The following is a 24,927-nucleotide window of genomic DNA, read 5'->3' as shown; positions in this document are numbered from 1 at the left end:
TCCCCGAGGGGCGTGCCGTCGGCCGGACGGCACGCCCCTCGGCGTAGATCCTCCATCCGGGCAGGTCTGCCGCCAACACGCAGTGATCGCGGGTGATCCGTCCCCGGGGACGTGAAGGATCCCGGACGTGGACGTCTTGGGCCCCGGGAAGGGACACCGTCATGGCACAGACCGCAGCCGCACAGACCACAGCCGAACAGCCCGCTGTGGCACACCCCGCAGTCGCCCCGCACCCGGATGACGCCGTAGGGGAGACGACGCACCGACCCGTCGTGGCGCGAACCCTTCGGGGCTTCACCGGTGCCGGGTACGACAAGGGGCGCCCCCTGCTGGTGCAGGCGGCCTGGTTCGCCGCTCTCCATCTGTTCTTCGTCAAGTGGTGGTTCCCGGCCCGCCTGCGGCCGGTCCTGTTGCGCGCCTTCGGCGCCCGCGTCGGACAGCGGGTACTGATCCGGCGAGGGGTGCGGATCCACTGGCCGTGGAAGCTCGACGTCGGCGACGACGTGTGGGTCGGCGAGGACGCCTGGATCCTCAACCTCGAACCGGTCACGATCGGCAGCGACTGCTGCGTATCGCAGAGCGCGCTGCTGTGCACCGGCAGCCATCTTCGTCGGTGCGCCACGTTCGAGTTCGACAACGGCCCCATCCGGCTGGAGCCGGGCAGCTGGGTCGCGGCCCGCGCGGTCGTGCTGCGCGGCGTCACCGTCGGCCGGGGCGCGGTGGTCGGCGCGGGCGCCGTCGCCCACCAGGACCTCGCACCGGGCTCCGTCCTGACCGTGCGCGGTACGCCGGCCACGGCTTCGTCCGCGTCCGCGAAGGGGGACAGGGCATGAGACTGGTCCATGTGGTCACGCTGGTCAGCGACGACGGGGCCTTCGGCGGCCCGACGAGCGTCGCCGTCGCCCAACTGGAGGAGTGCGCCGAACGCGGTCACGACGTGACGCTGGTGTCGCTGTGGCGAGGCCGGACACGGGCTTCGCGGCGCATCGGGGCCGTCGGTTTCGTCTCCCGCCCGGCGTGGCGCTTCGTCCCGGGCCGGGGATGTCTCGGACTCATGCATCCCCTGCTGGTGCGTGACCTGTGGCGGGCCATGGGGCGCGCCGACGTCGTCCACCTCCATGCGGGCCGGGACCTGGTCTCGCTCGCCGCGCTCGCCGTCGCCCGGTTGCGGCGCAAGGACTTCGTCACCCAGACGCACGGCATGGTCGAGCCCCGTACCGGTGTCGTCGCGCGTGTCTTCGATCGTCTGTACGTTCCTCTGCTGCGCCGCGCACGCTGCTGCCTGGTGCTCACCGAGCGCGAGCGGCGGGCCCTGACCGAGGTGCTGGGCCCGGACGGGCCACCGCTGGTGTCACTGCCCAACGGTCTGCGCACGGCCGGTGACGGGCCGGGCACCCGGCCGAGGGACGACCACGAAGTGATCTTCCTCGCCCGGCTGCACCCGCGCAAACGCCCCGAGGCGTTCGTCGAGATGGCGGCCCTGGTCCACAAGGAGATCCCCGAGGCGCGGTTCACGCTCTACGGAGCGGACGAGGGGTCCCTCCCGGCGGTGAACCGGCTCATCGCGGACCGCGGGCTGACCGATGTGGTCTCCTACGGCGGCGCGCTGGCGCACTCCGCGGCGCTGGAGGCCTACCGGAGAGCCACCGTGTACGTCCTTCCGAGCGTGCACGAGCCGTTCCCGATGACGGTCCTGGAGGCACTGGCCGAGGGAACACCGGTCGTCTGCACGGACAGCAGCGGCATCGCTGCCGAACTCGCCCGCCGACAAGCCGCACTGGTCACCGACGGGAGCCCGGAGGCCATGGCCGACGGGGTGTCCGCCCTGCTCGTCGACGAGGCGCTGCGCCTCAGGCTTGCCGAGGCCGGCCGCCGCGCGATCGACGAGGTCTTCTCCATCCGCGCGGTCGTGGATCAGCTGGAGAACATCTACCGGGACCGACCTGGACACGGGTGACGGGGCGCTGAGGGTGCCGGCCACCCCGGACCCGCCCGATCGACGGCGAGCCCGAGGTGGCCGGCACCCACACGAACGCACTCCCTCAGCGCGCGGGGGCCCGGCTCACCGCCCGCAGGATGTCCTCGAAGCGGGAGGCACAGTCCTCCAGGGCGAACTCCCGCTCGGCCAGGGCACGGCTCTCCTTGCCCAGCGACTCGGCCCGCGCCGGGTCGGAAAGGATCTGCTGGACCCAGGCGGAGGCGTCGTCGAGTGAGGACTCCTCCGGCGGGAAGACAGCCGACCCGGCCTGATGGAGCAGCTGCGAGGCCAGGTTGTCGGCGGGCATCAGCCCGAGGACGGGGCGTCCGGCGCACAGATAGGACAGGGTCTTGGACGGGACCGAGAACTCCCCCGCGTCCGCCGCCAGGAGAACGACGAGGAGATCGCCCGAGCCCAGCACCTCGGGCAGTCGCTCGTAGGGCTGGAAGGGCAGCAGCGTCAGCTCGACGCCGCGGGTGGCCGCGGCCTCCCTGAGGACGGGCACGGCCGGGCCGTCGTTGACGACGACGAGACGTACCGCAGTACCGCGGTCACGCAACCGCTCGGCCAACCGCACCAGCAGCACCGGGTTGTGCTTCAGGCCCAGGGTGCCGGAGTACAGCAGGGTCCGTACGCCGCTCAGGCCCTGCTCGTCCGACCAGGCGTTGGCCCGGGCCACCGGGACGATCTCGTCCAGCGGCGCCCAGTTGGGAATGACGGTGACCTTGTCGGAGGTGCCCCACTCCCGGTGGATCCGCACGAAGGACTCGGCGATCACCACGATGGCCGATGCCCGGCGCGTCGACCACTTCTCGCCCGCCCCGAAGACCCTGGCGGCGACGCCCATCGACTTCGCGACGTCGGCGGCGGCGAAGCTCTTCAGCGCGACGGCGGTCACGTCCTGGTGCCACAGCACCCACGGGATGCACAGCCGCCGCAGCACGGCCGCCGCCACGACCAGCACCGGAATGGGCAGGTTGGACAGCAGCGCCACATCGGGCCTCTCGCGCCGCACCTGGCGGGCGAGTTCGAGGCCCAGCAGCGTCTCCTGGCGGAGCCGGTGGAAGTAGGCCTCCTTCCGCAGCGCGGTGCTGTCCCCGATGGTGACGAAACGGAGGCCGGGGACGTCGGAGGCGAGGTTGCCCTTGCCGGAGACGTACGCCGTACAGGTCGAGTGGACGACATCGTGGCCACGTCGCGCCAGTTCCCGGCTCAGTTGGGCCTGGAACGGGTGGCCGCTGTAGTCGTGGACGAGGATCCTCATCGGTTCTCTGTGTCCTGATACTCGGTCGGGTGTCACTGGTGGGAGCGCTTGACCTGGTCGTAGACCCAGGCGTAGGTCCTCTCCAGACCGTCGGCCAGGGAGATCGAGGGTTCCCAGCCGTGGATCTCACGGATCAGGGCGTTGTCCGAGTTGCGTCCGCGCACCCCCTGCGGGGCATCGAGCCGGTAGCTGCGCTTGCAGCGGATGCCCGCGATCTGCTCGACGAGGTCGACGAGCTGGTTGATGGTCACCAGCTCCGACGATCCGAGGTTGACCGGTACGCCACTGTCCCCGGCCATGATCATCTGGCTGCCGTGGAGGCAGTCGTCGATGTACATGAAGGAGCGGCTCTGCTCCCCGTCACCCCAGATCTCGATCTGGTGGTCACCCGAGAAGACCGCCTCGGCCACCTTCCGGCACACCGCGGCCGGAGCCTTCTCCCGGCCGCCGGTCCAGGTGCCGTGCGGACCGTACACGTTGTGGTACCGCGCGACGCGGGTGACGAACCCGTAGTCCTCGGCGTAGTGGCGGCACATGCGCTCGGAGAAGAGCTTCTCCCAGCCGTAGCCGTCCTCCGGTTGCGCCGGATAGGCGTCCTCCTCCCTGAGGGCGGTGACGTTCGGGTCGGTCTGCTTGTCGGCGGCATACACGCACGCGGAGGAGGAGTAGAAGTAGCGCTCCACGCCGGCCTCGTGCGCCTCCTTGAGCATGTGGGTGCTGGTCAGCACCGACATCATGCACGCGGCCTTGTTGTTCTCGATGAACCCCATGCCCCCCATGTCCGCGGCCAGCATGTACACCTGCCGGGCGCCCCGGACCCCCTCACGAGCACTGTCGGGGAGCGACAGGTCGGCGATCACGTTCTCGGCGTCCTGGTGGACCTGGTACCACTCGTGCCGCGGCTTGATGTCGATGGAGCGGACGGTCAGTCCCTGGGCAAGCAGGTCGCCCACCAGGTGCCCACCGATGAATCCCCCGCCTCCGGCGACGACGACGTCGACCTGCTTGCTCATGCGCAACTCCTCTGGGAATCCGGAGATCTGATGTGCGGTCAGCCGGTCCACCGCCGCGTGTGACGCCGTTCCGGCACCGGCTGCGCGGAGACCTGCGCGATAAGCTATGCAGATTTGTCATGATTTGAGGTAAAAGGCACGCCGCCCGATATGCAAGATCACCCGATGACTCTGTCCGGGTATGACCACGTCGAAGAGGGTGATTCATGCGCGCCTGGGATGATTTGCGAATTAAAGACGCTATATATCTTTCAGTGAAGATTCAGCCTGAATACTCGTTCGGCAGAGAGGTCGGGATGCAGGACGCGCGCGTCCGCAGTGTGGCTGCGGTCTCTGTCTGGGCCGTGGTGCTGACCGTCTTGCTACCGGGGCTGATCCTCCAGTCGCACGGCCTGCACGTATCGGCCGCACTCGCTCTGCAAGGTGTCGTCGTGGCGCACACCGGTGGTGCGCTCGCCCGGGTGCTCTCCGCGACCACGGTGCGGTTCGTCGCTTTCGGCTTCTGGGTCTTCGCCTACATCTGGCTCGGCCTCGCGCCCCTCACGATGCTCGCCACTGACACGTACCCATGGCCCTATCGGACCACTGAGGTGACGACCTTCGGGGCGGTGGCAGTCGTCGAACTCGGACTCGTCGCGTACAGCGCCGGAGCGGCCCTCGCCGGCCGTCGGGGGCGCACCAGCAAGACCCCCACCGCGCCGGGACTCATGGAACGACTGCTCGCCCGTCGTCTCGCGCCCTGGCGCCTGCTGGCACTCTGCGGTCTCGCCCTCGTGCTCGCGGTGCTGTTGATCTCGGGCCAGCCCGGCCGACTGGGCGCGTACTTCACCAGTCGCCAGGCCATCATCAAGGTCGGCGCCGCGGACAACGCGGAAGACGCCTTCCTGCAGGTGTTGCTCAGCTGGTCGCTGTCGGTGCCCGCGTTCTGGGCGCTGCTGGGGCTGCTGCGGGTGCCGCGCCTGCCCGGCGGCGACCGGTGGCTGCGCGGTGTCCGGTGGCTGCTGCTGCCGGTGCTCCTCGCGCTGAACATCGTCGTCAACAACCCCATCAGCAAGCCGAGGTTCTGGGTCGGCACGATCCTGCTCACCCTGCTGTTCACCATGCCCCGGTTGTGCCGGCCCCGCGTCTTCCGCGTCGCGGCGGCCGGTCTCATCGCGGCGCTCCTGCTCGTCTTCCCGTACAGCGACTACTTCCGCTACAGCGACCGGGAGGACGTCACCGTCGTCTCGCTCGCCGACCAGTTCACCGACAACGGGGACTACGACGCGTTCCAGCAGGTGCAGACCGGCCTCGACTACGCGCGGGAATACGGATACTCCCCCCAGGACGCGCTCGGCCCCCCGCTGTTCATGGTGCCGCGCTCGATGTGGCCGGAGAAGCCGGACGACACCGGCATCACCCTCGCCGAGTACGCGGGATACGAGTTCCTCAACCTTTCCGCACCCCTGTGGATCGAGAGTTACCTGTGGGCCGGCCCGTGGGCGGTGGGCGTCGTGTTCTGCCTGTTCGGCGCCGCCGGACGGCGTATGGACGACGTACACCACCGGCTCCGGGACCGGCCGGGCACCCTGGCGGCGCTGTTGGTCCCGGCCTTCGCCTTCTACCAGATGGTCTTCCTGCGCGGCAGCCTGCTAGGCATCGCGGGCCCGCTGACGCTGCTGGTGACCATCCCGCTGCTCATCAGCACCCCTACCGGCAGGGCATCCCGGTTCCCCTCATCGGCGGTGCCGACCGGACCCATCCGTCATGCATCGATCTCCGGAACAGGAGGGCACCCGTGACCGGCCCCACTCCATTCGACGACCGGTACGACGAGCCGGACCAGCTACGCGACCAACTGCGCCGGCTCCTGCGCCATCGTGTCCTCATCACGCTGGGCATCCTTCTGGGACTGCTCGGCGGGCTGGCTCTGTCCGTGCAGCGAGCCCACACCTACACGGCCACCAGCGAAGTCCTCGTGCGCTCCACCACCGATCCCTTCGGGGCGGTCGGCGTCTCCGCCGACAACCAGGTCAGCATGAGCACCGAGCAGCGGATCGCGGGCAGCGCGGCCGTCGCCCACCAGGCGGCGCGCCTCCTGGGCCGGCCCGACCACCAGGCCGGCACGCTCGGGGTCCGGGTACGGGTCTCCAACCCGAACAAGTCCCAGGTGCTCCGCTTCGAGTTCACCGCCCGTGCGCCCCAGCGCGCGGCGCGTGGCGCCAACGCCTTCGCCCAGGCCTATCTCGCCGACCGCAAGATCCGTAACAACGCCACCGTGCAGCGGGCCACCCGCGCCCTGGAGCAGCAGATCGCCGTGCTGAACCAGCGGCTGGCCCAGGACCAGCTGGAGCGTGCGACCGCCAAGCCCGCCGCGCAGAACCAGCTCTACAACCTGCAAAAACGCGTCCTCGACATCAGGTCCCGCGACACCGACGGTGGTGACATCGTCCGCGCGGCCCAGGCCCCCGCCCTGCCGGTGGGGCCGGGCCTGCGCACGTTGCTCGCCCTCGGGCTGGCGTGCGGTCTCCTCCTCGGCATCGTGCTGGCCTGGGTGCGCTCCGCCCTGGACACCCGGGTCCGGTCGGTCGGCGAGGTACGTGCCGCCCTGCGCGCGCCGGTGCTCGGCATCCTGCCCTCCGACGACGGGGGCGACGACAATCTGCTGACGGTCGGTCACACGGACAGTCCTCGCACGGAGGCGTACAAGGCCCTGGCCTTCCGGCTGCGGCAGATCGGCGGCGTCTCCGGCCCCGGCCAGCTACTCGTCGTGGCCCCCCGGAAGGGCGGCGCCGCCGAGGAGGTCGCGGCCAACCTGGCCGCGGCCCTCGTGGAGGAGGGGGGCGATGTGCGGCTGGTGGACGGCGCTCCCGACACCTCCGGCCTTGCCGCCCGGCTGCCGTTGGTTCCGTACGGAGCCTCCGCCACGGGGGAGGGGTACCCCACCGACGGCGGCGTCTTCGTCGACGCCGGCGCCGCCGGTCGGTTCGCCTTCGCGTCGAGCGGCGGCGCCGGGCCGTTCACCCGGACGACCGCCTCCGAGGCCGACGGGACGGCCTCCGAAACCAACTCGTCCACAGTCGTCGTCTCGGGGCCCTTCCTCGCGCACGCCGACGCCCTGGCGGTCGCTCAGCGCGTCGACGGCATCCTCGTGGTCGCCGGCCTCGACGGGACCCGGCGGGACGACCTCAGGCAGGTGCAGGAACTGATCGGCTGTGCCGGCGGACGCCTCCTCGGGGCGGTGCTCGACGCCGGGCGCCCGCGCCGTCGCCTCCGCGCCCTGTTCCGCCGTCCCAAGCACCGTCGCCCGTCGCACGTCGACGCATCGTCCATGGATCTCCCCCTGCAGGACGACCTGTTGACGGCATCGCGTCGATGACCGCACCCGAAGCGACCGCTCGCCGCCGCGCCGAGGCCACCGCCCCGAGCGCGGTGGCCGTGGCCGCCCGGGGCGGGTGGTGGGGGATGGCGGGTTCCGTCGCGAACGCCGCCTTCTCCTTTCTTCTCGTCGGTCTGATCACCCGTGGCGTCGGAGCGAGCGGGGCGGGAGCGATCTTCACGGGCGTCGCCCTGTTCACCATTCTCAGCAACGCCTGCAAGCTCGGTGCCGATACCGGGCTTGTCCGCTTCGTCCCGCGCGACCTCGCCGTCGACGACGGCCGCTCGGTGGGCGCGCTGCTTCGCATGGCCGTCCTTCCGGCGGCCGTCGTCGCCACCGCGGCCGCCGTGCCCCTGATCCTGTTCCCCTCGGTGGCCACCACGCTCCTCCCTCAGCTGCCCCCCGCGGACGCCGTTGCCCTGGTCCGGCTCTTCGGACTCTTCCTGCCCGCCGCCACCGTGGGCGCGATCCTGCTCGGCGCGGCCCGGGGCTATGGGACGGTGGTGCCGTTCGTCGGCGTGGAGCAGATCGGCAAACCGGTCCTGCGCGTGCTGATCGCCGTCCCCGTGGCCTGCTACGCGCCCGGACTGCTGTCCCTGGCCTCGGCTTGGCTGCTGCCCACTCTGGCCGGCTCCGTGGCCGCCTGGATCGCCCTGCGCCGCTGCCGCGCCGGCCACGGAACGACGTACCCCACGGGAAGCGGGTCACTGCCCTGGCGGACCTTCTGGGGCTTCTCCGCGCCTCGCGCTGTCTCCTCCGTCTTCGACATCAGCGCGGCCTGGATCGGCGTCATCCTGCTGTCGGTCCTGGCCACGGCCGACGAGGCGGGCGTGTACACCGCCATCGGCCGCGTCGTCACCGCGGGCACCCTCATCCAGCTCGCCGTCCGGCTCGCCGTCGCACCGGAGCTCAGCCGTCTGCTCGCGGTCGACAAGGTCCGCGAGGCGCACGAGCTGCACCGCGTCTCGACCTGCTGGATCGTGCTCTTCTCCTGGCCCCTGTTCGTCCTCGTCACGGGGTTCCCCCGGACCGTGCTGTCGGTCTTCGGACCGGAGTTCGTCCACGGTGCGCCCGCCCTGACGGTGTTGTGCGTCGCCTCGATGGTCAACGTCGCGGTCGGCAACGCCCAGACCGTGCTCCTCATGGCCGGCAAGAGCTCCTGGCATCTGGCCGTCACCGGCGCGGCGTGCACGGTCCAGCTGACCGTCGGCGTCTTCGCCGTACCGGCCTGGGGCGTGCTCGGCGCCGCCGTGTCCTGGGGCGCGGCCGTCATCGTGGAGAACCTCGCGGCGGCCGCGCTCATCCGGCTGCGCCTCGGCTTCACGTCCGTGGACGGCGGCTATGTGAACGCCCTCGGACTCGGGCTGGCCGTCTCGGTCGTGCTGGCGGCCTGCCGCGCGCTGGAAGGTGACACGCCATCAGGACTCGCCGTGGGAATGGCTTTGGGAATGTGTGTATTTGCTATTACTTTGTGGCGATATCGGACGTCGCTGAGGGTGAGCGAGCTGGTCGGAGTGCTGCGCCGTCGCGCCGCATGAGACCGGACACGGTCGACCGTCCGGGCCCACTCAGCCGGCGTCACTTCCTTCGTTCCACTCACGCCACTGCCATCCGGGGTGTCCATTGCGCCTGAAAAAGCTCCGTACCAAGTCGGTCACGAGGGCTGCCGTCACAACCCTCGTGTGCACCGCAGCCCTGCTCGACGCCTCCCTCGCCGCGGCCGCCGACGGCTCCGGTCCGCTCGCAGCCGATCCGCTGAGCACCTGGCAGACGGACGGCATCGTCTGGTCGCTGGCTTCGGCGAACGGCGTCGTCTATGTCGGAGGAACCTTCGGCACCGTCCGCCCGCCGGGTGCCGCGCCCGGCCAACGGACGGTGAAGCGCACCAACTTCGCCGCGTTCGACGCCACGACCGGCAAACTGCTGCCCTGTGCGCCGTCGTTCACCGGCCTGAACCACACCGTGCGGGCCATGAAGGCCTCGCCCGACGGCCGGACGCTGTACGTGGGCGGTTCCTTCAACACCGTCGGATCCACCCGGGCGGCGAACGTGGTCGCCCTCAAGACCGCCGACTGCTCACTGAGCAAGGACTTCCACCCCTCTGTCTCCGCCACCGTCCGGGCCATCGACACGACGGACAGCGCGGTATACCTCGGAGGCGATTTCGGCCGCGTCAGCGGTCAGGTCAGGAATCGCGTCGCCGCCTTCGCCCCCAAGGGCTCCCTGCTGCCCTTCAAGGCGGATCTCGACCACCCGGTGCGCGCCCTGTCGGCCGCGGCCTCGCACGGCAGGGTCTTCGTCGGCGGCGACTTCGAGTCGGCCAACGGCAAGAACGACCGCGCGCTGGTCACCCTCAACGCCACCAGCGGCTCGACGCTGCTGTCCTACCCGGGCTGGTTCCCACCCCAGTCGTCGGTGAAGGCGATCGCGCGTGACACCACTCGTTTCTACGTGGGCGCCGAGGGCCACGGGCCGGGCATCTTCGACGGCCGCATCGCGGGCCGTCTCACCAACGGCACCATGGTGTGGAAGGACACCTGCCGAGGCGCCACCCAGGCCCTCGTGCCCTTCCAGGGCGTCCTCTACAGCGCCTCACACGCGCACGACTGCGCCGAGACGCCCGGCGGGTTCCCCGACAGGGGGGACCGGCAGCACCTGCTGGCCCAGTCGATGGCGGACCGGAGGATCCTGCACTGGTTCCCCGACACCAACGACGGACTCGGCGAGCACGTGGGGCCCCGCGCCCTGGCGGTCGCGCAAGGGGTCCTGTGGGTGGGCGGCGAGTTCACCCAGGTCAACGAGAAGCCGCAGCAGGGCATCACCCGCTTCGGAAGTCGTGACACCGGAGCGCCGAAGGTTCCCGCCCTCTCGCTCGCAGCCACCGAGGCCGGCAAGGTCACCATCGCCTGGCGCGCCTCGTGGGACCGTGACGACGCGTCGCTGACCTACAAGATCTACCGGGACGGCAAGCTCGTGGCACGCCAGACGGAGTCCTCCACCTACTGGGACCGCCCGCAGATGCGCTACACGGACTCCGTGAAGGCCGGCTCGCGCCACCGGTACACGATCGAGGTGACGGACGGGACGAACACCTCGCGCAAGTCCGCCGCCCTGACCGTGACCGCGCCGCCGAAGGCCCCCTCGAGAACGGCGGGTGGCCGACCGTGACACGCATCGGATTCGCACCCGGCGTCTACGACCTGTTCCACATCGGACACCTCAACATCCTGCGCGAGGCCCGCCAGCGCTGCGACCGGCTCGTCGCGGGAGTGACCACCGACGACCTGACCGTGCGCTTGAAGGGCAAGGTTCCGGTCATCCCGCTCGCCGAGCGCCTGGACATCGTCCGCAGTGTTCGCTACGTCGACGAGGCCGTCGTGGAGTCGGAGGTCGACAAGCTGAACACTTGGAAACGGGTCGGTTTCCACGTCATCTTCAAGGGCGACGACTGGCGGGGAACACCCAAGTGGGAAGAGTTCGAGCGCCGTTTCGCGAAGGTGGGCGTCGAAGTCGTCTATTTCCCGTACACCAGGCACACCTCCAGCACCCTGCTGAGCGGCGCCCTGAAAATGCTGTCCGGGCACGAGCCGCCGGAGATCCGCTCAGCTCAACTCGCGGAACCACTTGACCAGAAAGACGGCCATGAACAGGACATGGGCCAGCAGCAGCGCGCAGTACACCGAAAGGAAGACGTGCTGACTCCCCAGGAATAGGAAGCTGATGCAGGTCAGGCCGTAGTCGACCGGCAGGAGCAGCACGGACCGCAATCCCGCCGTCGACCCGGCCTGGCCTCGGCCCGGTGTCCGCAGCTTGAGTTTCTCCGTCAGGATCCCGCCGAAGAAGATCACCACGGCCGCCAGCTGGAACACCATCGGTGCCAGCAGGAAGGCCGGGCTGGGCAAGGAGAAGAAACGGTAGAACGACACCAGTACCACCAGGTGGAGGGCGACGATCTTGATGCAGTCCAGGACGTGATCGAGCCATTCGCCGGACGGGCTCCCCGAGCGCTGGCCGCGCGCGAGCTGACCGTCCGCCGCGTCCAGGGCGAACCCCACTGCCAGAGCCGCGCCGACGCAGACGGCCATCGTCGGTCCGGGCGGGAGCAGGGCGACCGCCGCCAGGGCCGGAAAGGTGAACAGGGCGCCCAGAACGGTCAGCTGATTGGGCGTCGCGCCCACTCGGTAGGCCACGGCAGCCAGTACACGGCCGGCCGGACGATTGACGAACAGGGTGTAGAGCGATGCCCCCTTCGAGGGCTTCTGCGCCGTTGACAGTTGTCTCAGTACCTCGGCAAATTCGGACACTTTCCTCCTTAGCTGGAGAAATTGCTGGAAAGAAGGCGATTATGGCAGAAAGGGCAGGCTGGATGCCTCGTGTCAGCCGTCGGCAGATTCTGCGTGGCGGAGCCTCGGTGCTGGCCGCGACGGCCCTGACAGGCCACAGCGCGTCCGCCGCCGTAGGCCCGGGGGACGGTTCCGTGGCCCCGGTCGGCCCCGGGCTGGGCCGTCCCTTCACCGGTCTCAGGACGTTCGTGGTCAATGTGGCCGACCTCGGAGCGGTGGGCGACGGACGGGCCGACGACAGTTGGGCGTTCGAACGCGCCTACCAGCTCGCGGCCGACCGGGTTCTTCGCGGGGTCGGGCGCACGGTGATCGAGATTCCGGCCGGGGAGTTCCTCATCACCCGTCCGTACGCGCTGATGAACGGTGTCGCTCCGACGCAGCCGACCAACGGGCTGCGCTTCTCCGGTGCGGGCAAGCGCATGACCACCCTGGTGTTCCGTCCGGACGTCGGCCCGGGCTCCTACATGTGCCGCAACGAGAACATCTGGGCCAATCTCTCCTTCGAGCGCATGCAGTTCCGCTCGGCCACGCCGGGCGCCTCCTTCTTCAGCTCGTTCTCCACCGGGCAGGCGCAGGACTACCGGTTCTCGGAGTGCGAGTGGATGGGGGAGTGGGAGTTCGGGTTCGCCCTGGACGGCACGGACACCAACTCGGAGATGCTGTGGGAGGCGTGCCGGGTCGGTGGCAGCTACCGCCGGGCCTTCCTGTACTCGGGTCTCACGGGGCGCAAGCAGTCCGACCCCAACGACCAGGACCAGTTCCTCAACTACTGGTTCAACGACATGAAGGTCGAGTACGGGTGGGGCAACTTCCTCGAGTTCCCCTACGGAGGATCGATCTCCTGTCGGGGTGGCTCGTACATCATCACCGGCACCCGCCCCCAGAGCACCGAGGAGTACGGCACCACCAGTACGTTCTTCCGCTTCCCCGTCGCCCAGCACCACGACTCGGTGCAGCGGTTCCACGCGGAGGACATCCGGTTCGAGGTGCGCAACCCGGACGTGCGGATCATCGACAGCACGTGGAAGAGCGGAACGATCCACTTCAGCGACTGCGACGACACCGGACTCGCCTTCAAGGACTACGCGGCCGAAGTACGTCCGCACCGCTACACGGTGGGGCCGCGAGGACCGCTGATCCGCTACGACTCCTGCCAGTTGGTGGGCCGCCACGAGTACCGGACGACCGCTCAGCAGGGCCCCCTCCCGACCGTCGCCCGCTACGACATGTGTCTGCTCCGCAGTCATCCGGAGAGCGAGTTCGTGGTTTTCGAAGGTGCCGATCAGCCCGAACTCGTCAGTTTCGTCGACTGCCTGGACGGGTCCGCCGACGGTACGCCCGCGGAGTCCGCGCCCACTGGCCCGGACGTACCGGCGGAGTCCGCGCCCACCGGCCCGGAAGCACCCGCGGAGGCCGCGCCCACCGGCCCGGCCGTGCCCGCGAGTCCGCCGCCACCTGTCGGTGAAACCGCCCCGTCAGTGGCGGGCAGGTGATCGCACAGCAGGAACTCACCAGGGCCGGCGTCGGCACACAGGTGCCGGACGCCGGCCCGCGGTGAGCCCCGCGATCAGCGCGCCACGCTCAGCGACAGCGCGAAACGGTCCTCCCGGTCGGTCCACCAGTGCGTCAACTCCAGCCCGGATCGGGCCAGTTCGGTGCGGACTCCGCCCTCCCGGAACTTCGCCGAGATCTCCGTGCGCAGTTCCTCGCCGTCCTCGAAGTCGACGGCGAGATCGAGCGCGGGGACCTTCACCGTCTGGGCCGTTCGGGACCGCAGCCGCATCTCGATCCAGTCGTTCTCGGCGTCCCACAGGGCCACATGGTCGAAGGCCCCGGCATCGAAGTCGGCGCCCAGCTCGCGATTGACGACGGTCAGGACGTTCTTGTTGAACGCGGCCGTCACCCCGGCCGCGTCGTCGTACGCCCGCACCAGAACCTGCTCGTCCTTGACCAGGTCCGTGCCGAGCAACAGGGCATCCCCCGGGGAGAGCAGCGCGCGGACGGAGGACAGGAACGCGGCCCGCTCGGCCGGGAGCAGATTGCCGATCGTGCCGCCGAGGAAGGCCACCAGGCGGGGACCCGGGGTCTCGGGCAGGGCCAGCCGCGCGGTGAAGTCGGCGATGAGCGCGTGGACGTGCAGAGCGGGGCGCTCGGCGATGAGCGCGTGCCCGGCCTGGGTGAGCGCGCTCTCACTGACGTCGACGGGGACGTACGTGTGCAGGTCCGTGAGCGCTTCGATCAGATGCCGCGTCTTCTCCGAGGAGCCCGATCCCAGTTCGACCAGGGTGCGGGCGCCGGTCGCCGCCGCGATCTCGCCGGAGCGGGCGATAAGGATCTCCCGTTCGGCGCGCGTCGGGTAGTACTCGGGGAGCTCGGTGATCTGCTCGAACAGGTCGCTGCCGCGGGCGTCGTAGAACCACTTGGGCGGCAGTGCCTTGGGGGAGTCGGTCAGGCCTCGGAGGACGTCGGCGCGCAGGGCGGCCTCGGTGGCGTCCTCGGGCAGGGTGCGGGTGAGAAGGAACGGACTCACGTGCTGGGCTCCTTCGGGGATGGGGATTCCCCCGCCCGGGCGGGACCGGGCGTGGGGGAGGGCGCCAGGTCGTCGCCCGGGTCCTTGAGCGGGGTGAGCAGCACCTCCGTGCGGCTCGCCGCGAGCAGGGTGCGGTCGGGGACCTCCCGCCAGTGCGGGTCGTCGTCGTACGGTTCGGAGGCCACGACGGTGCGACGGCCGGGCTCCGAGAGGTACCAGAGGGTGTCGCCCCAGGCGGTCGCGGTGATCGTCTCCCCGTTGGTCAGCAACAGGTTGAGCCGGGAGGCGGGGGCCGCCGCGGCGACCTCCAGGACCGTGTCGGCGAGGGCCTGGCCCTCCGTGTCGCCTCCTCGCAGCCGAGCAAGGGCCAGGGCCCACACGAACGCGGAGTCGTTGCGCGCCTCCAGCGACAGCACCTCGGCGGGGGGCAGGCTCGCCACGAGTGGCGCCAGCGACCCCGGCCAGCCGGCGACCGCGCCGTTGTGGCTGAAGAGCCAGGGCCCCGCGGCGAACGGCGCCGCCGCGGCCTCCGCGTCCGCGCCCGCCAGGGTCGCGTCCCGTACGGCAGCGAGCACCGCCCCCGAGCGCACGACCCGGGCCAGGTCGGCGAGCGACTGGTCCGCCCAGATGGGCCCGGCGCGGCGGTAGCGGGCCGGCACGGGATCGCCGTCGGCGTACCAACCGACGCCGAAACCATCGGCGTTGACCGTCCCGTACCGCTGCCGCCGGGGCGCCCACGACTGCCGGTACAGACTGTGCGGCGGATCGATCAGGACGTGACCGACCGGTTCCGTCGGGCCCAGCCAGGCCAGGTGACGGCACATCAGACGGCCCCGGAGCGGGCGGTGCGGAACCCGGAGAAGATCTGCCGCCGGATCGGATAGTCCCAGTTGCGGAACGTTCCCCGGCAGGCCACCGCGTCCACGGCGAACGAACCGCCGCGCAGCACCTTGTGGTCCGGGCCGAAGAAGACCTCCGAGTACTCCTTGTACGGAAACGCCTGGAACCCCGGATACGGCAGGAAGTCGCTCGACGTCCACTCCCACACGTCACCGATCAACTGCCGCACACCGAGGGGGGATTCGCCCTCCGGATAGCTCCCGGCCGGCGCCGGGCGCAGATGCCGCTGTCCCAGGTTGGCGTGCTCGGGCGCCGGGTCGGCGTCGCCCCACGGGTAGCGGGCCGAACGGTCGCCGGCGGGGTCGTGGCGGGCCGCCCTCTCCCACTCGGCCTCGGTGGGCAGCCGGCGTCCGGCCCAGCGGGCGTACGCGTCGGACTCGTACCAGCACACGTGCAGCACGGGCTCGTCGGGCGGCACGACCTCGGTGACACCGAAGCGGCGCCGCAGCCACTGCTTTCCGTCCCGGTGCCAGTACAGCGGGGCGTGGATGGAGTTCCGGCGGATGTGCGCCCAGCCCGCCGGTTCCCACCAGCGCTCGTCGTCGTAGCCGCCGTCCTCGATGAACGCCTGGTACGCGGCGTTGGTCACCGGGGTGGTGTCGATGTGGAACGGCGCCACCTCACGCCGGTGCGCGGGGCGTTCGTTGTCCAGGGCCCACGGCTCGGTCGAGGTGCCCATCGTGAACGGGCCACCGGGGACGAGGACTTCGGCCGGACCGGTGAACAGCGGTACCGGGTCCGGGTCGGGGGCGGTCAGGGCCTGCGGGCCCTTACGGAGCTGATGGGTGATCAGCATCGTCTCGTCGTGCTGCTGTTCGTGCTGCGCGATCATCCCGAAGGCGAAGCCGGCCTCCGTCAGCCGAGTGCCGTGGAACGCGGCGCGCTCCAGCACGTCCAGCACCCGGCCTCGGACGTCCGCCGCGTAGCCGCGGGCCTCCGCGGGCGCCAGCAGGGGCAGGGTGGGGCGTTCGGAACGCGGGTGCTCGAAGGCGTCGTAGATGCTGTCGATCTCGGGCCGTATCGCCTCCTGTCCCGCGACGGTCCGCAGCAGCCACTGCTCCTCCTGGTTGCCGATGTGGGCGAGGTCCCACACGAGCGGCGACATGAGCGGCGAGTGCTGGGCGGTCAGGTCGGGCCCCTCCACGCAGCTGGTGAGGAGTGTGGTGCGGTCCCTCGCGGTGACGAGGGTGTTCAGCGCCCGGTCGCGGAACGCCTCGGCATCGAGAACGGAGGCGGAGTCGGCGGCATCGGTGTCGATGGCGGCGTCGGTCATGTGCGGATGTCCTTCCCGTGAGTGGTGGGGATCTCTCCGGCCGAGGGAAGCCGGGATCCGGAGAGGTCGGTGCCGCGCAGGCTGTCGAGCAGGTCCTCGGCGGGACAGCGGCCCGGGACGACATGGCGGTCCCGGTAGGCCGCGACGGCGTCCGTCACCTCGCGGGTGGCGCCGAGCCGGGGCAGGGCCCCCAGGGCCGCCGCGAAGCACGCCACCGCCGCCTCGTGCAGCTCCGGGTCTCTCAGGCCCTGCCGGGCCGCGTCGATCCACAGCGGGTTGTGCGGCGCGGGCAGCGGTCCGCCCCGTTCGGCCAGCGGCTTCACGATCCGGTACACGGTCTCGGCGGCCTCCGGGTCGTCGAACAGGGCCGTCGTGACGGCGAGCGGCACGATCCACCCGTCGTCCCCGGGCTGCGCGTCGATCATGCGCAGTTCCAGGTGACCGCGCGGCCTGATCGGCGGGAACAGCGTCGTGACGTGATAGTCGAGGTCCTCCCGGGTCGGCGGCCTCGGCTCCCGCGAGTGGGTCCACTCCCGGAACGTCAGGCCCTGGGGCACGGCCCACGGGCCTTCGTCCTGTCGTACGCACATCACCGGGGCGTCCAGGACGTGCCGGGTCCAGGCCGTCCGCGGGTCTGTGTCCAGGGTGGGCGCGCCCGCGCGGCCGGCGCCGATCTCCATCCACAGCAGCTGCCGGGTCGAGAGCCAACCGGTGGGCTCGGATCCGGCCAGGGGGGAGTTGGCGAACGCGGCCACCAGCACCGCGCCCAGCTGGTGTGCCAGCCACCAGCGCCGCCCGAGCCCCAGCGGGCCCGGCTCCTCGTACCCGGCGTCCAGGCACACCTGGACGGAGGCCGAGGTGCACATCATGGCGCGGCCGGCCGGGCCGGTGCGGTCGAGACAGGCCTCCATGGCGTCATAGCGCGGTTCGCGCAGGAACCGGCGGGGAGGGTGCCAGGGATCCTGGCCGACGCCGAGGAGACCGAGACCCTCGGCGGCCAGGGCCGCGCGGACGGCGGCCAGGTCGGCGGAGACGGTACCGATGCACTCCATCAGGGAGGCGGCGGGCGGCGAGCTCAGTTCCAGCTGGCCGCCGGGCTCCACGGTGAGCGCCGACCTCAGGGGCACGGTACGTGCTGCGGCATAGGCCGCTTCGAGTCGTTCGGGTGTGACGGGGAGCTGCGGGTCGCGCAGTTCCCGGACGAGCCATTCCACCTCGACCCCGACGGTGCGGGGCGGGCCGGTCTTGAAGCAGATGCCCTTGACCAGGGCCTCCACCTCGGGTTCCGTGACTGCCGTACGGGCCTCCGTACAGTCACCTATCGAATCGGACATGTCGGGATCCTCCTGAGATTCCACCATGCCGCCGACCCGGTTTCTGATGGGCCGGGCCGACATCATCCGTACTACCCAAGACCCTCGCGCCGATCAGCACAAGGGGGCAAATCGTCGTCCTCGTGGCCGGTGATCTCCGTTTCCGGGATGTTGTCGAGGAGTTTTCCGGATGGGCCCGGGGCCGGGAAAACTCATTGCACCGCATGACCAGAATCGCTCACGATGCCTGCATGGGCACGACGGGGGAGACCAGGCCGGGGGATGCCGCGCGGCACGCGGTCATGGCGCGCACGGGGGTGGCGCCATGAGCGCGCGGCTGCGCGGCATCGCACGGGAGACCGAGCAGATCGTGGCGGCGGGGGCCTACCGCGCGCCGGCCGGGCACGAGGTGTCCGTGGCCGCGGCCGTCGACACCGCCCGCGACGCCACGCGGATGCACGGGCCGGGGCCGGTTGCGGTGCCGTCGCTCCCGTCGGCCGACACGTTGGTCGAGGTCACCGGCGAGAGCAGCCTGGAGGCGGCCCGCCGGATCGCCGGACCTGTGGCCGTGCTGAACTTCGCCTCGGCCCGGAACCCCGGCGGCGGGTTCCGCAACGGTGCCCAGGCCCAGGAGGAGGCCCTGTGCCGGGCCTCGGCGCTGTACGCCTGCCTGGTCGGGGTCCGGGAGTTCTACGACCATCACCGCGCCCACCGTGACCCGTTCTACACGGACCGGGTCATCCACGCGCCGGCCGTGCCCGTCTTCCGTGACGACCGAGGTCGTCTCCTTGACGAGCCGTACACCGCCGGTTTCCTGACGGCGGCCGCGCCGAACGCGGGCGTGGTGCTGCGGACGGCACCGGAGCGGGCGGCCGAGCTGCCGCGGGCCCTCGCGGTCCGTGCCGAACGGGTACTGGAGACCGCCGCCGCGCACGGCTACCGACGACTGGTGCTGGGTGCGTGGGGCTGCGGCGTTTTCCGCAACGACCCGGCGCGGGTCGCGGGCGCCTTCCGGACTCTGCTCGGCCCCGGCGGCCGGTTCGCAGGGGTCTTCGAGCACGTGGTGTTCGGCGTCCTCGACCGCACGCAGGGCGCGGTGGTGCGAGAGGCGTTCGTACGGGCGTTTCCAGAGCGTCGGCTTCGGCCACAGGGGTGATGTCGGCGGGCCGGAACGGGGTGTCGGTGCTGGTCCCGGGTGTCAGCTGCGGCCGGTGACCTGGCATCCGGTGGGCGTGGCCGAGGTGGCCACGGCCGGGGGAGCGGCGCCGGTAGGGCGTCGGCCCCGTCAGCTCCAGCCGTAGCGTTCCCCGAGCCGGTGGCGGACCAGGTTGAACCGCATCCGGTCCAGGGCGCACGCCTCACGGCGCATGCCGTCCTCGTGCAGCCGCAGGACCCGGTCCACGGCGACCCACGAGTCCCGCCCCGACCGGTCCCAGGGACCGCTGCCGATCGGCACCCACTCCCGGTCCCCGTCGTGCCGCTTGCTCGACAGCTGGACGGCGAGGACGGTGCCGCCGGGCTCGCGGGCGACGACGAGGACGGGGCGGTCCTTGCCCCGGCCGTCGTTCTCCTCGAAGGGGACCCAGGTCCAGACGATCTCGCCGGGATCCGGGTCCCCGTCGTGCGCGGGCGAGTACTCCGTGCGCACCCGGCCCACCTCACGGGGGTCGGCCTCGACGGTGGCGGTGGGGCCGAATCGGCCGGGGACGTTCTCATCGGTAGACGCAGTCACGGAGGCAACGTTAGAGCCAGGCCTCCGGACCAGTCGCACGCGCCCCTCGCCCTCCGCCGGCACCTCCGGTCCGGTCACTGCCCGCCCGTCGCCCTTCCGCCCGTCACGCCCCGACTGTCACCCTGCGTCCTTCTCCACCGGGACCTTCTGCACCGGAACCGTCTGCACCGGAGGCGGCACGACCCCGTTGAGGGACGAAGTCCCGTTCGTGGTCTGCCCGTTCTGGTTCATCGAGGACAGCAGCTGACGGGCGAGACCAAGCCCCGTACCGCCCATGGTGAGCGCCTTGGCGAGCATGTCCGCCATACCGTCGGCGCCGTTGAGCACCACCATGTTGTCCACGCTGCCGAACGCGGACGCGCCGGCCTTCACGATCTCCGGCCAGTTCTCGGCGAGTTGCTGGGCGACGACCGCCTCCTGGTTCTCCGCGAGAGCGGCGGCGCGCGCCTTGATGGTCTCCGCCTCGGCGAGACCCTGGGCCTTGGTCGCCTCTGCCTCCGCGAGACCCTTGGCCTGCGCCGCGGCGGCCTCGGCCTCACCGGTGGCCCGTGTCGACGCCGCCGTGGCCACACCCCTGGCCTTCGTCGCCTCGGCCTCGGCACTCGCTGCCGTCTTGACCCGCGTCGCCTCGGCCGCGGCGGCCAACTCCGTCTCCTTCGCCTTCGCCTCGGCTCCCGAGATCCGCGCGTCGCGCTCGGCCTCGGCCAGCGTGCGCTTCTCGTACGCCTTCGCGTCCGCGGGCTTGCGGACGTCCGCCTGGAGCTGCTGCTCACGCCGTTGTGCTTCCAGCTCGGCGACCCGGGTTTCCTGTACGACGACCTCCTGCCGGGCGGCGGCGTCGGCGAGCGGCCCGGCCTGGCGGGCCTTGGCGCCCGCCTTGTCGCGCTCGGCCTGATACCCGGCCTGCAGGATCTCGCTGTCCCGGGTGGCCTGCGCCATCCGGGCGAACGACTGCTGCTCGGCCTCGGTGGCCAGCCGGTTCGCCTCCGCCTGCGCGATCCGCGCGTCCCGCTGCACGGCCGCGGCGTGCGGCATCGCCAGGTTCCGGATGTACCCGGTCGGGTCCTCGATCTCGTGGATCTGCAACGAGTCCACGATCAGCCCCAGCTTCTCCATCTCCGTGCCGCAGGCGGCCCGGGTCTGCCCGGTGAGCTTCTCCCGGTCGCGGATCATGTCCTCGACCGTCAACCCGCCCACGATGGAGCGCAGATGACCGGCGAAGACGTTGTGCACCCGCTCCGCCATCAGCTTCTGCTGGTCGAGGAAACGACGGCCCGCGTTGGCGATCGACACGAAGTCGTCGCCCACCTTGAAGATGACCACGCCCCGCACCTTGAGCGGAATGCCCTGGTGGGTCACGCAGTCCACATGCAGTTCGGTCTCGTTCAGGTCGAGTGAGAGCTTGCGCACCGCCTGGACACCGGGCAGCACCAGCGTGCCGCGCCCGGTGACGATGCGGAATCCCATGCCCTCCTCGAGGCCCTCCGTGCGGTGCTTGGACCCGGAGATGATCAGAGCCTCGTTGGGTTCGGCGACCCGCCACATCATCTTGAACAGACCGATCAGAACGAGAACGGCGAGAACCGCCGCTCCCGCAACGACGCCGACAACCATCGGCATACGCCCCCTTTGGATGGTGCCCTTTCGGCACCGAACGAAGGGAGTGTGCGCCCGTGTGAGCCGCGGGTGAAGACGCTGACGCATCCTTGTCGAAACCTTGACGCGACGGCTCTCACCTGCGACGCGGTGGGCTCACCTGTCGTACGCCCAGTCCCTCAACTGTCGTACGCCGCCGAGACGTAGACCGTCCTGGGCGCCAGGTACTCCACGACCATCACCACGGTGCCCGGCTCGATGCGGTCCCTGCCGGAGGCGGGGTAGGCGAGGAAGTGCTCGGCGCCCCCGCGCACGCGGACGATCACCTCGCCGACCAGCCCCGGCCCGATCGTCCCGGTGACCCGCCCCATCAGCCCGACCATCGACGCGTCGTCCATGGTCACAGGGTAAGCGCGGAACGCCCCTATACGACCGGTGAGTCGGTGGCCGTCACCGGCGGCGGCCAGGCCTCGTGCCAGCGCGCCCGCGCCTCCAACTGCGAGGCGAGGGAGATCAGCAACGGCTCGCTGTTCGCCGGCCCGAGCAACTGGGCGCCCACCGGCAGGCCGCCCATGACGAACCCCGCGGGCACGTTGATCCCGGGCCAGCCCAGGACGTTCCACGGCCAGGCGTAGGGGCAGGCGGCGATGATCGCACGGTCGGTGGCCAGACCGCTCAGGTTCTGCATGGCCCCGATGCGCGGCGGGGGAGCGGCCGTGGTCGGCGCGAGGACCACGTCGTACGAGGTGAAGAACCGTCCGATACGACGGTGCAGCACCGCCTCGGCGCGCCGGGCCGCCCGCAGTGGTGCCCCGCCGAGCAGCCCGCCCAGCCGTGCGGACCCCAGGGTCCGGGGGTCCAGGAGTGCCGGGAAGGGCGCCTCGCGGACGCGTTCGGCGATGCCGGCTGTGGCGCGGGGGACGAAGGTCAGCCCGATCTGGCCGTACGGCGGGTCGGCCTCCTCGACGTGATGCCCCAAGTCGGCGAGCAGCTCGGCGAGTTGGACGACCTGGGCGCGCACCTCCGGCCGCAGCCGGGCGGGTACGGCGGTGAACGGCGGTTTGAGAGCGAGCGCGATGCGCAGCCGTCCGGGGTCGCGGCCGACGGCCTCGGCGGCGCGCACGGCCGGCGGCCGGTGCGGATCCCGCTCGTGGTTGCCGCTCGCCGCGTCCAGCAGCAGGGCCGCGTCGGCGACCGTACGGGCGAGCGTGCCGTTGACCGTGATGCCCTGGAAGGACTCGCCGCGCGGCCAGGTGGAGATCCGGCCGCGCTGCGGTTTGATGCCGATCAGGTGGGTCCAGGAGGCGGGGATGCGGACCGATCCGGCCCCGTCCGAGCCGAGCGCGGCGGGCACCAGACCGGCGGCGACGGCGGCGGCCGAACCGCCCGACGAACCACCGGGCGTGTGATCCGGGTTCCACGGATTGCGGGTCGCGCCGAAGGCGGGGCCCTCGGTGAAGGGCCACTGCCCGAACTCGCAGGTGTTGGTCTTGCCGACGATCACGGCGCCGGCCGCGCGCAGCCGCCGTACCGCCTCGCCGTCCTCGACCACCGGCGGGAACTCGCCCCGGCAGCCGAACGCGGTCGGCTCTCCCGCCACGTCCATGTCGTCCTTGACGGCCACCGGCACCCCGAGCAGCGGCCTGCGGACCCCGGCGGCCAGCTCCCTGTCCGCCGCCTCCGCCTCGGCGAGCGCCGCAAGTGCCCGTACGATCCGGAAGGCGTTCAGGGACGGCTGGGAGGCCTCGATCCGCGCCAGGGCCCCTTCCACGAGCGCCCGCGAGGTCACCTCCCCGGCGGCCAGCGCACGGGCGGACTCCGCCAGGCCTGCGGAACGGTCGAGCGTCATGCTGCGCACCTCCGGAAGCACGTTCTCTACCGAACGGTAACGGCCGCGCGGGTGCGGCGGGACCTCTTCTTCGGTGGCGGGGCCGGTGGCGCGGACGTCCGGGCGCCACGGATGGCCCACAGGGCTCACCAAGTCATGCGCAAACCATTGACGGGTCCGCGCCTCACCCCTACTTTCTGATCGAATTTCCGAACCTTGTTCGGTCATTCGAACGTCGAGCTTGCCCCGAACGTCGAGCCGCACGTTGGGCCGTATGAGTCCGAGAGTGAGAGCCGCCCGTGAGCACACGTCCCCCCACGCCGTCTCCGTCCCGTCGCAGCATGCTGCGCGCACTGGCCGTCCTGCCGGCTTCGGCCGTGCTGCTCGGGGAGGCGCCCGGACTATCCGGCACGGCCCTCGCCGCCGCGCCGCCGAGCGGCTCCGCCACCCGCTACACCATCGTGCCGTTCCTCAACAGCAACGACGGCACCGTGAACGTCTACCAGTCCGACGACGCCGTCGACTTCCGGCTCGCCAGATCGTCCGCGTACACGCCGCCGAGCAACCGCATCCGCGACGCGAGCGTCTTCAAGCACACCAACGGCTCCTACTACCTCACCTACACGACCCACACCTGGCAGGACCCGAGCACCACGATCGGCTTCGCCCGCAGCTCGGACCGTCTCAACTGGACCTTCCTGTACGACTACACGGTCCCGATCGCCAACCTGTCCCGGGCGTGGGCTCCGGAGTGGTTCGTCGACAGCGACGGCAGTGTGAACGTCATCGTGTCCTGCTCGACGGCGAACGACGAGTGGATTTTCACGCCGTACCGGCTGAAGGCCACCAACTCGGCGCTGACCGCCTGGAGTTCACCGGTGGCCCTGTCCGGGATCGGCGCCAACCACATCGACACGTACATCGTGAGGACCGGCTCGACCTACCACGCCTTCACCAAGAACGAGACGGCGAAGTACATCGAGTACGCGACGGCCTCCAGCCTCACCGGCCCCTACACGATCAGCCGCACCAGCGACTGGGCGGGCTGGGGCAGTTACCGCGAGGGCCCGGCACTGGTGCAGTTGGACAACGGTGGCTGGCGGATCTTCTTCGACGGCTACGGCGACGGCACCTACTACTACAGCGACAGCTACGACACCTTCGCCACCTGGTCCGCCCCGACCGCGCTGCCCGTCGTCTCCGGTACCGCCCGGCACTTCACGGTGGTCAAGGAGACCGTCTCCGGGGGCCCGAGCCTCGCGAGGAACGTCACGCGTTCCTTCCAGTCGGGCAACTTCCCCACCCGCTACTGGCAGTCGCAGTCCTCCCTGCTCAACCTCCCCGTGGTGAGCGGCTCCAGCGGCACCGCCGAGAAGCAGGCCTCCACCTTCACGGTCGTCGCCGGACTCGCCGACGCGAACGGCTACTCCTTCCGTGACGCCGTCGGCAAGTATCTGCGCCACTGGGACTTCCGCGCCCGCTTCGACGCGAACGACGGCACGACGACCTTCGCCAAGGACGCCACGTTCATCGCCCGCACCGGCAGCGCGTCGGGTTCGATCCGCTTCGAGTCGTACAACTACCCGGGCTACTACCTGCGCCACTACGACTACCAACTCCGGGTGGAGCGCACGAACGGCACGGACCTCTTCAGACAGGACAGCTCGTTCGTGCCCGTGACGGCCTGGGCCTGAGCCGCGCCCTGGCTGACACGGAAGCTGTCAGGGTGCTGCCCGAAGCTCTTCGGGCAGCACTCGGTTTCCGCGCGAACGCCCGGGCGGCGGCTTCATGTGCCGGCT

General features: G+C 70.8%; 20 protein-coding genes and 1 pseudogene. 10 read left to right on the top strand and 11 right to left on the bottom strand.

Annotated elements, in window-relative coordinates; translation table 11 throughout:
- Positions 1–206 precede the first annotated feature (206 nt).
- Positions 207–833 carry a putative colanic acid biosynthesis acetyltransferase gene (locus OHA64_RS06455; protein ID WP_405623878.1) on the top strand — a complete coding sequence of 209 codons (627 nt, stop codon included), beginning with the start codon at positions 207–209 and terminating at the stop codon, positions 831–833.
- A complete protein-coding gene (locus OHA64_RS06450) occupies positions 830–1,957 on the top strand; it encodes a glycosyltransferase (RefSeq protein ID WP_405609209.1) in 1,128 nt (375 codons plus the stop codon). The genes OHA64_RS06455 and OHA64_RS06450 overlap by 4 nt, the downstream gene beginning before the upstream one ends.
- An 85-nt stretch (positions 1,958–2,042) precedes the next feature.
- Here OHA64_RS06450 and OHA64_RS06445 read toward each other — a convergent pair whose 3' ends face one another.
- Both OHA64_RS06445 and OHA64_RS06440 read right to left on the bottom strand, forming a co-directional pair.
- Entirely contained in the window at positions 2,043–3,242 is a 1,200-nt protein-coding gene (locus tag OHA64_RS06445; RefSeq protein WP_405609206.1) for a glycosyltransferase family 4 protein, read from the bottom strand.
- 32 nt (positions 3,243–3,274) lie between these two features.
- Positions 3,275–4,255, bottom strand: a complete 981-nt coding sequence (locus tag OHA64_RS06440; protein WP_405609203.1) for an NAD-dependent epimerase/dehydratase family protein — start codon at positions 4,253–4,255, stop codon at positions 3,275–3,277.
- 296 nt (positions 4,256–4,551) lie between these two features.
- Between OHA64_RS06440 and OHA64_RS06435 the strand changes: the two genes are divergently transcribed.
- The 5 genes and pseudogenes from OHA64_RS06435 to OHA64_RS06415 form a co-directional block, all read left to right on the top strand.
- Entirely contained in the window at positions 4,552–6,036 is a 1,485-nt protein-coding gene (locus OHA64_RS06435) for a hypothetical protein (RefSeq protein ID WP_405609200.1), read from the top strand.
- Positions 6,033–7,613: a hypothetical protein gene (locus OHA64_RS06430; RefSeq protein WP_405609197.1), complete on the top strand. Its 1,581-nt coding sequence runs from the start codon at positions 6,033–6,035 to the stop codon at positions 7,611–7,613. The genes OHA64_RS06435 and OHA64_RS06430 overlap by 4 nt, the downstream gene beginning before the upstream one ends.
- Positions 7,610–9,151 carry a lipopolysaccharide biosynthesis protein gene (locus tag OHA64_RS06425; protein WP_405609194.1) on the top strand — a complete coding sequence of 514 codons (1,542 nt, stop codon included), beginning with the start codon at positions 7,610–7,612 and terminating at the stop codon, positions 9,149–9,151. The genes OHA64_RS06430 and OHA64_RS06425 overlap by 4 nt, the downstream gene beginning before the upstream one ends.
- A 142-nt stretch (positions 9,152–9,293) precedes the next feature.
- Positions 9,294–10,781, top strand: coding sequence for a fibronectin type III domain-containing protein (locus OHA64_RS06420; protein ID WP_405609191.1), 1,488 nt, complete (start codon positions 9,294–9,296; stop codon positions 10,779–10,781).
- A gap of 5 nt (positions 10,782–10,786) precedes the next feature.
- Positions 10,787–11,203 (top strand): annotated as a pseudogene (locus tag OHA64_RS06415) (adenylyltransferase/cytidyltransferase family protein); the annotation flags it as partial.
- A gap of 12 nt (positions 11,204–11,215) precedes the next feature.
- On the opposite strand, the gene OHA64_RS06410 reads toward OHA64_RS06415, so the two are convergent.
- Complete coding sequence (locus OHA64_RS06410) at positions 11,216–11,917, bottom strand: CDP-alcohol phosphatidyltransferase family protein (protein WP_405609188.1); 702 nt, start codon at positions 11,915–11,917, stop codon at positions 11,216–11,218.
- A gap of 62 nt (positions 11,918–11,979) precedes the next feature.
- Between OHA64_RS06410 and OHA64_RS06405 the strand changes: the two genes are divergently transcribed.
- Entirely contained in the window at positions 11,980–13,449 is a 1,470-nt protein-coding gene (locus OHA64_RS06405; RefSeq protein WP_405609185.1) for a glycosyl hydrolase family 28-related protein, read from the top strand.
- Positions 13,450–13,523: 74 nt separating this feature from the next.
- Here OHA64_RS06405 and egtD read toward each other — a convergent pair whose 3' ends face one another.
- From egtD to egtA, 4 genes are read right to left on the bottom strand one after another with little or no spacing between them, the layout of a single operon-like run.
- Positions 13,524–14,486, bottom strand: a complete 963-nt coding sequence (gene egtD, locus OHA64_RS06400; protein ID WP_405609182.1) for an L-histidine N(alpha)-methyltransferase — start codon at positions 14,484–14,486, stop codon at positions 13,524–13,526.
- The gene (gene egtC / locus OHA64_RS06395) at positions 14,483–15,310 is read right to left on the bottom strand and encodes an ergothioneine biosynthesis protein EgtC (RefSeq protein ID WP_405609179.1); all 828 of its coding nucleotides are present in this window, start codon (positions 15,308–15,310) and stop codon (positions 14,483–14,485) included. Before egtC ends, egtD begins: the two co-directional genes overlap by 4 nt.
- The gene (gene egtB, locus OHA64_RS06390) at positions 15,310–16,659 is read right to left on the bottom strand and encodes an ergothioneine biosynthesis protein EgtB (RefSeq protein ID WP_405609176.1); all 1,350 of its coding nucleotides are present in this window, start codon (positions 16,657–16,659) and stop codon (positions 15,310–15,312) included. Before egtB ends, egtC begins: the two co-directional genes overlap by 1 nt.
- Positions 16,656–17,993 (bottom strand): ergothioneine biosynthesis glutamate--cysteine ligase EgtA, encoded by a 1,338-nt coding sequence (gene egtA, locus OHA64_RS06385; protein WP_405609173.1) that lies wholly within the window; start codon positions 17,991–17,993, stop codon positions 16,656–16,658. The genes egtB and egtA overlap by 4 nt, the downstream gene beginning before the upstream one ends.
- Before the next feature lie 304 nt (positions 17,994–18,297).
- Between egtA and OHA64_RS06380 the strand changes: the two genes are divergently transcribed.
- The gene (locus tag OHA64_RS06380; RefSeq protein WP_405609170.1) at positions 18,298–19,128 is read left to right on the top strand and encodes a TIGR02452 family protein; all 831 of its coding nucleotides are present in this window, start codon (positions 18,298–18,300) and stop codon (positions 19,126–19,128) included.
- A gap of 129 nt (positions 19,129–19,257) precedes the next feature.
- Here OHA64_RS06380 and OHA64_RS06375 read toward each other — a convergent pair whose 3' ends face one another.
- The 4 genes from OHA64_RS06375 to OHA64_RS06360 form a co-directional block, all read right to left on the bottom strand.
- Positions 19,258–19,704, bottom strand: coding sequence for a type II toxin-antitoxin system PemK/MazF family toxin (locus OHA64_RS06375; protein WP_405609167.1), 447 nt, complete (start codon positions 19,702–19,704; stop codon positions 19,258–19,260).
- 117 nt (positions 19,705–19,821) lie between these two features.
- A complete protein-coding gene (locus tag OHA64_RS06370) occupies positions 19,822–21,324 on the bottom strand; it encodes a flotillin family protein (RefSeq protein ID WP_405609164.1) in 1,503 nt (500 codons plus the stop codon).
- Between the two features lie 155 nt (positions 21,325–21,479).
- The gene (locus OHA64_RS06365) at positions 21,480–21,698 is read right to left on the bottom strand and encodes a hypothetical protein (protein WP_405609161.1); all 219 of its coding nucleotides are present in this window, start codon (positions 21,696–21,698) and stop codon (positions 21,480–21,482) included.
- 26 nt (positions 21,699–21,724) lie between these two features.
- Complete coding sequence (locus OHA64_RS06360) at positions 21,725–23,149, bottom strand: amidase (RefSeq protein WP_405609158.1); 1,425 nt, start codon at positions 23,147–23,149, stop codon at positions 21,725–21,727.
- Between the two features lie 278 nt (positions 23,150–23,427).
- Here OHA64_RS06360 and OHA64_RS06355 point away from each other — a divergent pair, with 278 nt between their 5' ends.
- Positions 23,428–24,822 carry a glycoside hydrolase family 43 protein gene (locus tag OHA64_RS06355; protein ID WP_405609155.1) on the top strand — a complete coding sequence of 465 codons (1,395 nt, stop codon included), beginning with the start codon at positions 23,428–23,430 and terminating at the stop codon, positions 24,820–24,822.
- The last annotated feature ends 105 nt before the right edge of the window (positions 24,823–24,927 follow it).

It is taken from the genome of Streptomyces sp. NBC_00076, from assembly GCF_045041235.1.
Classification (GTDB): domain Bacteria; phylum Actinomycetota; class Actinomycetes; order Streptomycetales; family Streptomycetaceae; genus Streptomyces.
Note: the sequence above shows the minus strand (reverse complement) of the source record. Positions and strands in the feature narration are given on the sequence as shown.

Bases quoted from the DNA above. Each gene is read 5' to 3' on its own strand.
- OHA64_RS06450 (WP_405609209.1), top strand. From the start codon at position 830: ATGAGACTGGTCCATGTGGTCACGCTGGTCAGCGACGACGGGGCCTTC.
- OHA64_RS06445 (WP_405609206.1), bottom strand. From the start codon at position 3,242: ATGAGGATCCTCGTCCACGACTACAGCGGCCACCCGTTCCAGGCCCAA.
- OHA64_RS06440 (WP_405609203.1), bottom strand. From the start codon at position 4,255: ATGAGCAAGCAGGTCGACGTCGTCGTCGCCGGAGGCGGGGGATTCATC.
- OHA64_RS06435 (WP_405609200.1), top strand. From the start codon at position 4,552: ATGCAGGACGCGCGCGTCCGCAGTGTGGCTGCGGTCTCTGTCTGGGCC.
- OHA64_RS06425 (WP_405609194.1), top strand. From the start codon at position 7,610: ATGACCGCACCCGAAGCGACCGCTCGCCGCCGCGCCGAGGCCACCGCC.
- OHA64_RS06405 (WP_405609185.1), top strand. From the start codon at position 11,980: ATGCCTCGTGTCAGCCGTCGGCAGATTCTGCGTGGCGGAGCCTCGGTG.
- egtC (WP_405609179.1), bottom strand. From the start codon at position 15,310: ATGTGCCGTCACCTGGCCTGGCTGGGCCCGACGGAACCGGTCGGTCAC.
- egtB (WP_405609176.1), bottom strand. From the start codon at position 16,659: ATGACCGACGCCGCCATCGACACCGATGCCGCCGACTCCGCCTCCGTT.
- egtA (WP_405609173.1), bottom strand. From the start codon at position 17,993: ATGTCCGATTCGATAGGTGACTGTACGGAGGCCCGTACGGCAGTCACG.
- OHA64_RS06380 (WP_405609170.1), top strand. From the start codon at position 18,298: ATGAGCGCGCGGCTGCGCGGCATCGCACGGGAGACCGAGCAGATCGTG.
- OHA64_RS06370 (WP_405609164.1), bottom strand. From the start codon at position 21,324: ATGCCGATGGTTGTCGGCGTCGTTGCGGGAGCGGCGGTTCTCGCCGTT.
- OHA64_RS06365 (WP_405609161.1), bottom strand. From the start codon at position 21,698: ATGGACGACGCGTCGATGGTCGGGCTGATGGGGCGGGTCACCGGGACG.
- OHA64_RS06360 (WP_405609158.1), bottom strand. From the start codon at position 23,149: ATGACGCTCGACCGTTCCGCAGGCCTGGCGGAGTCCGCCCGTGCGCTG.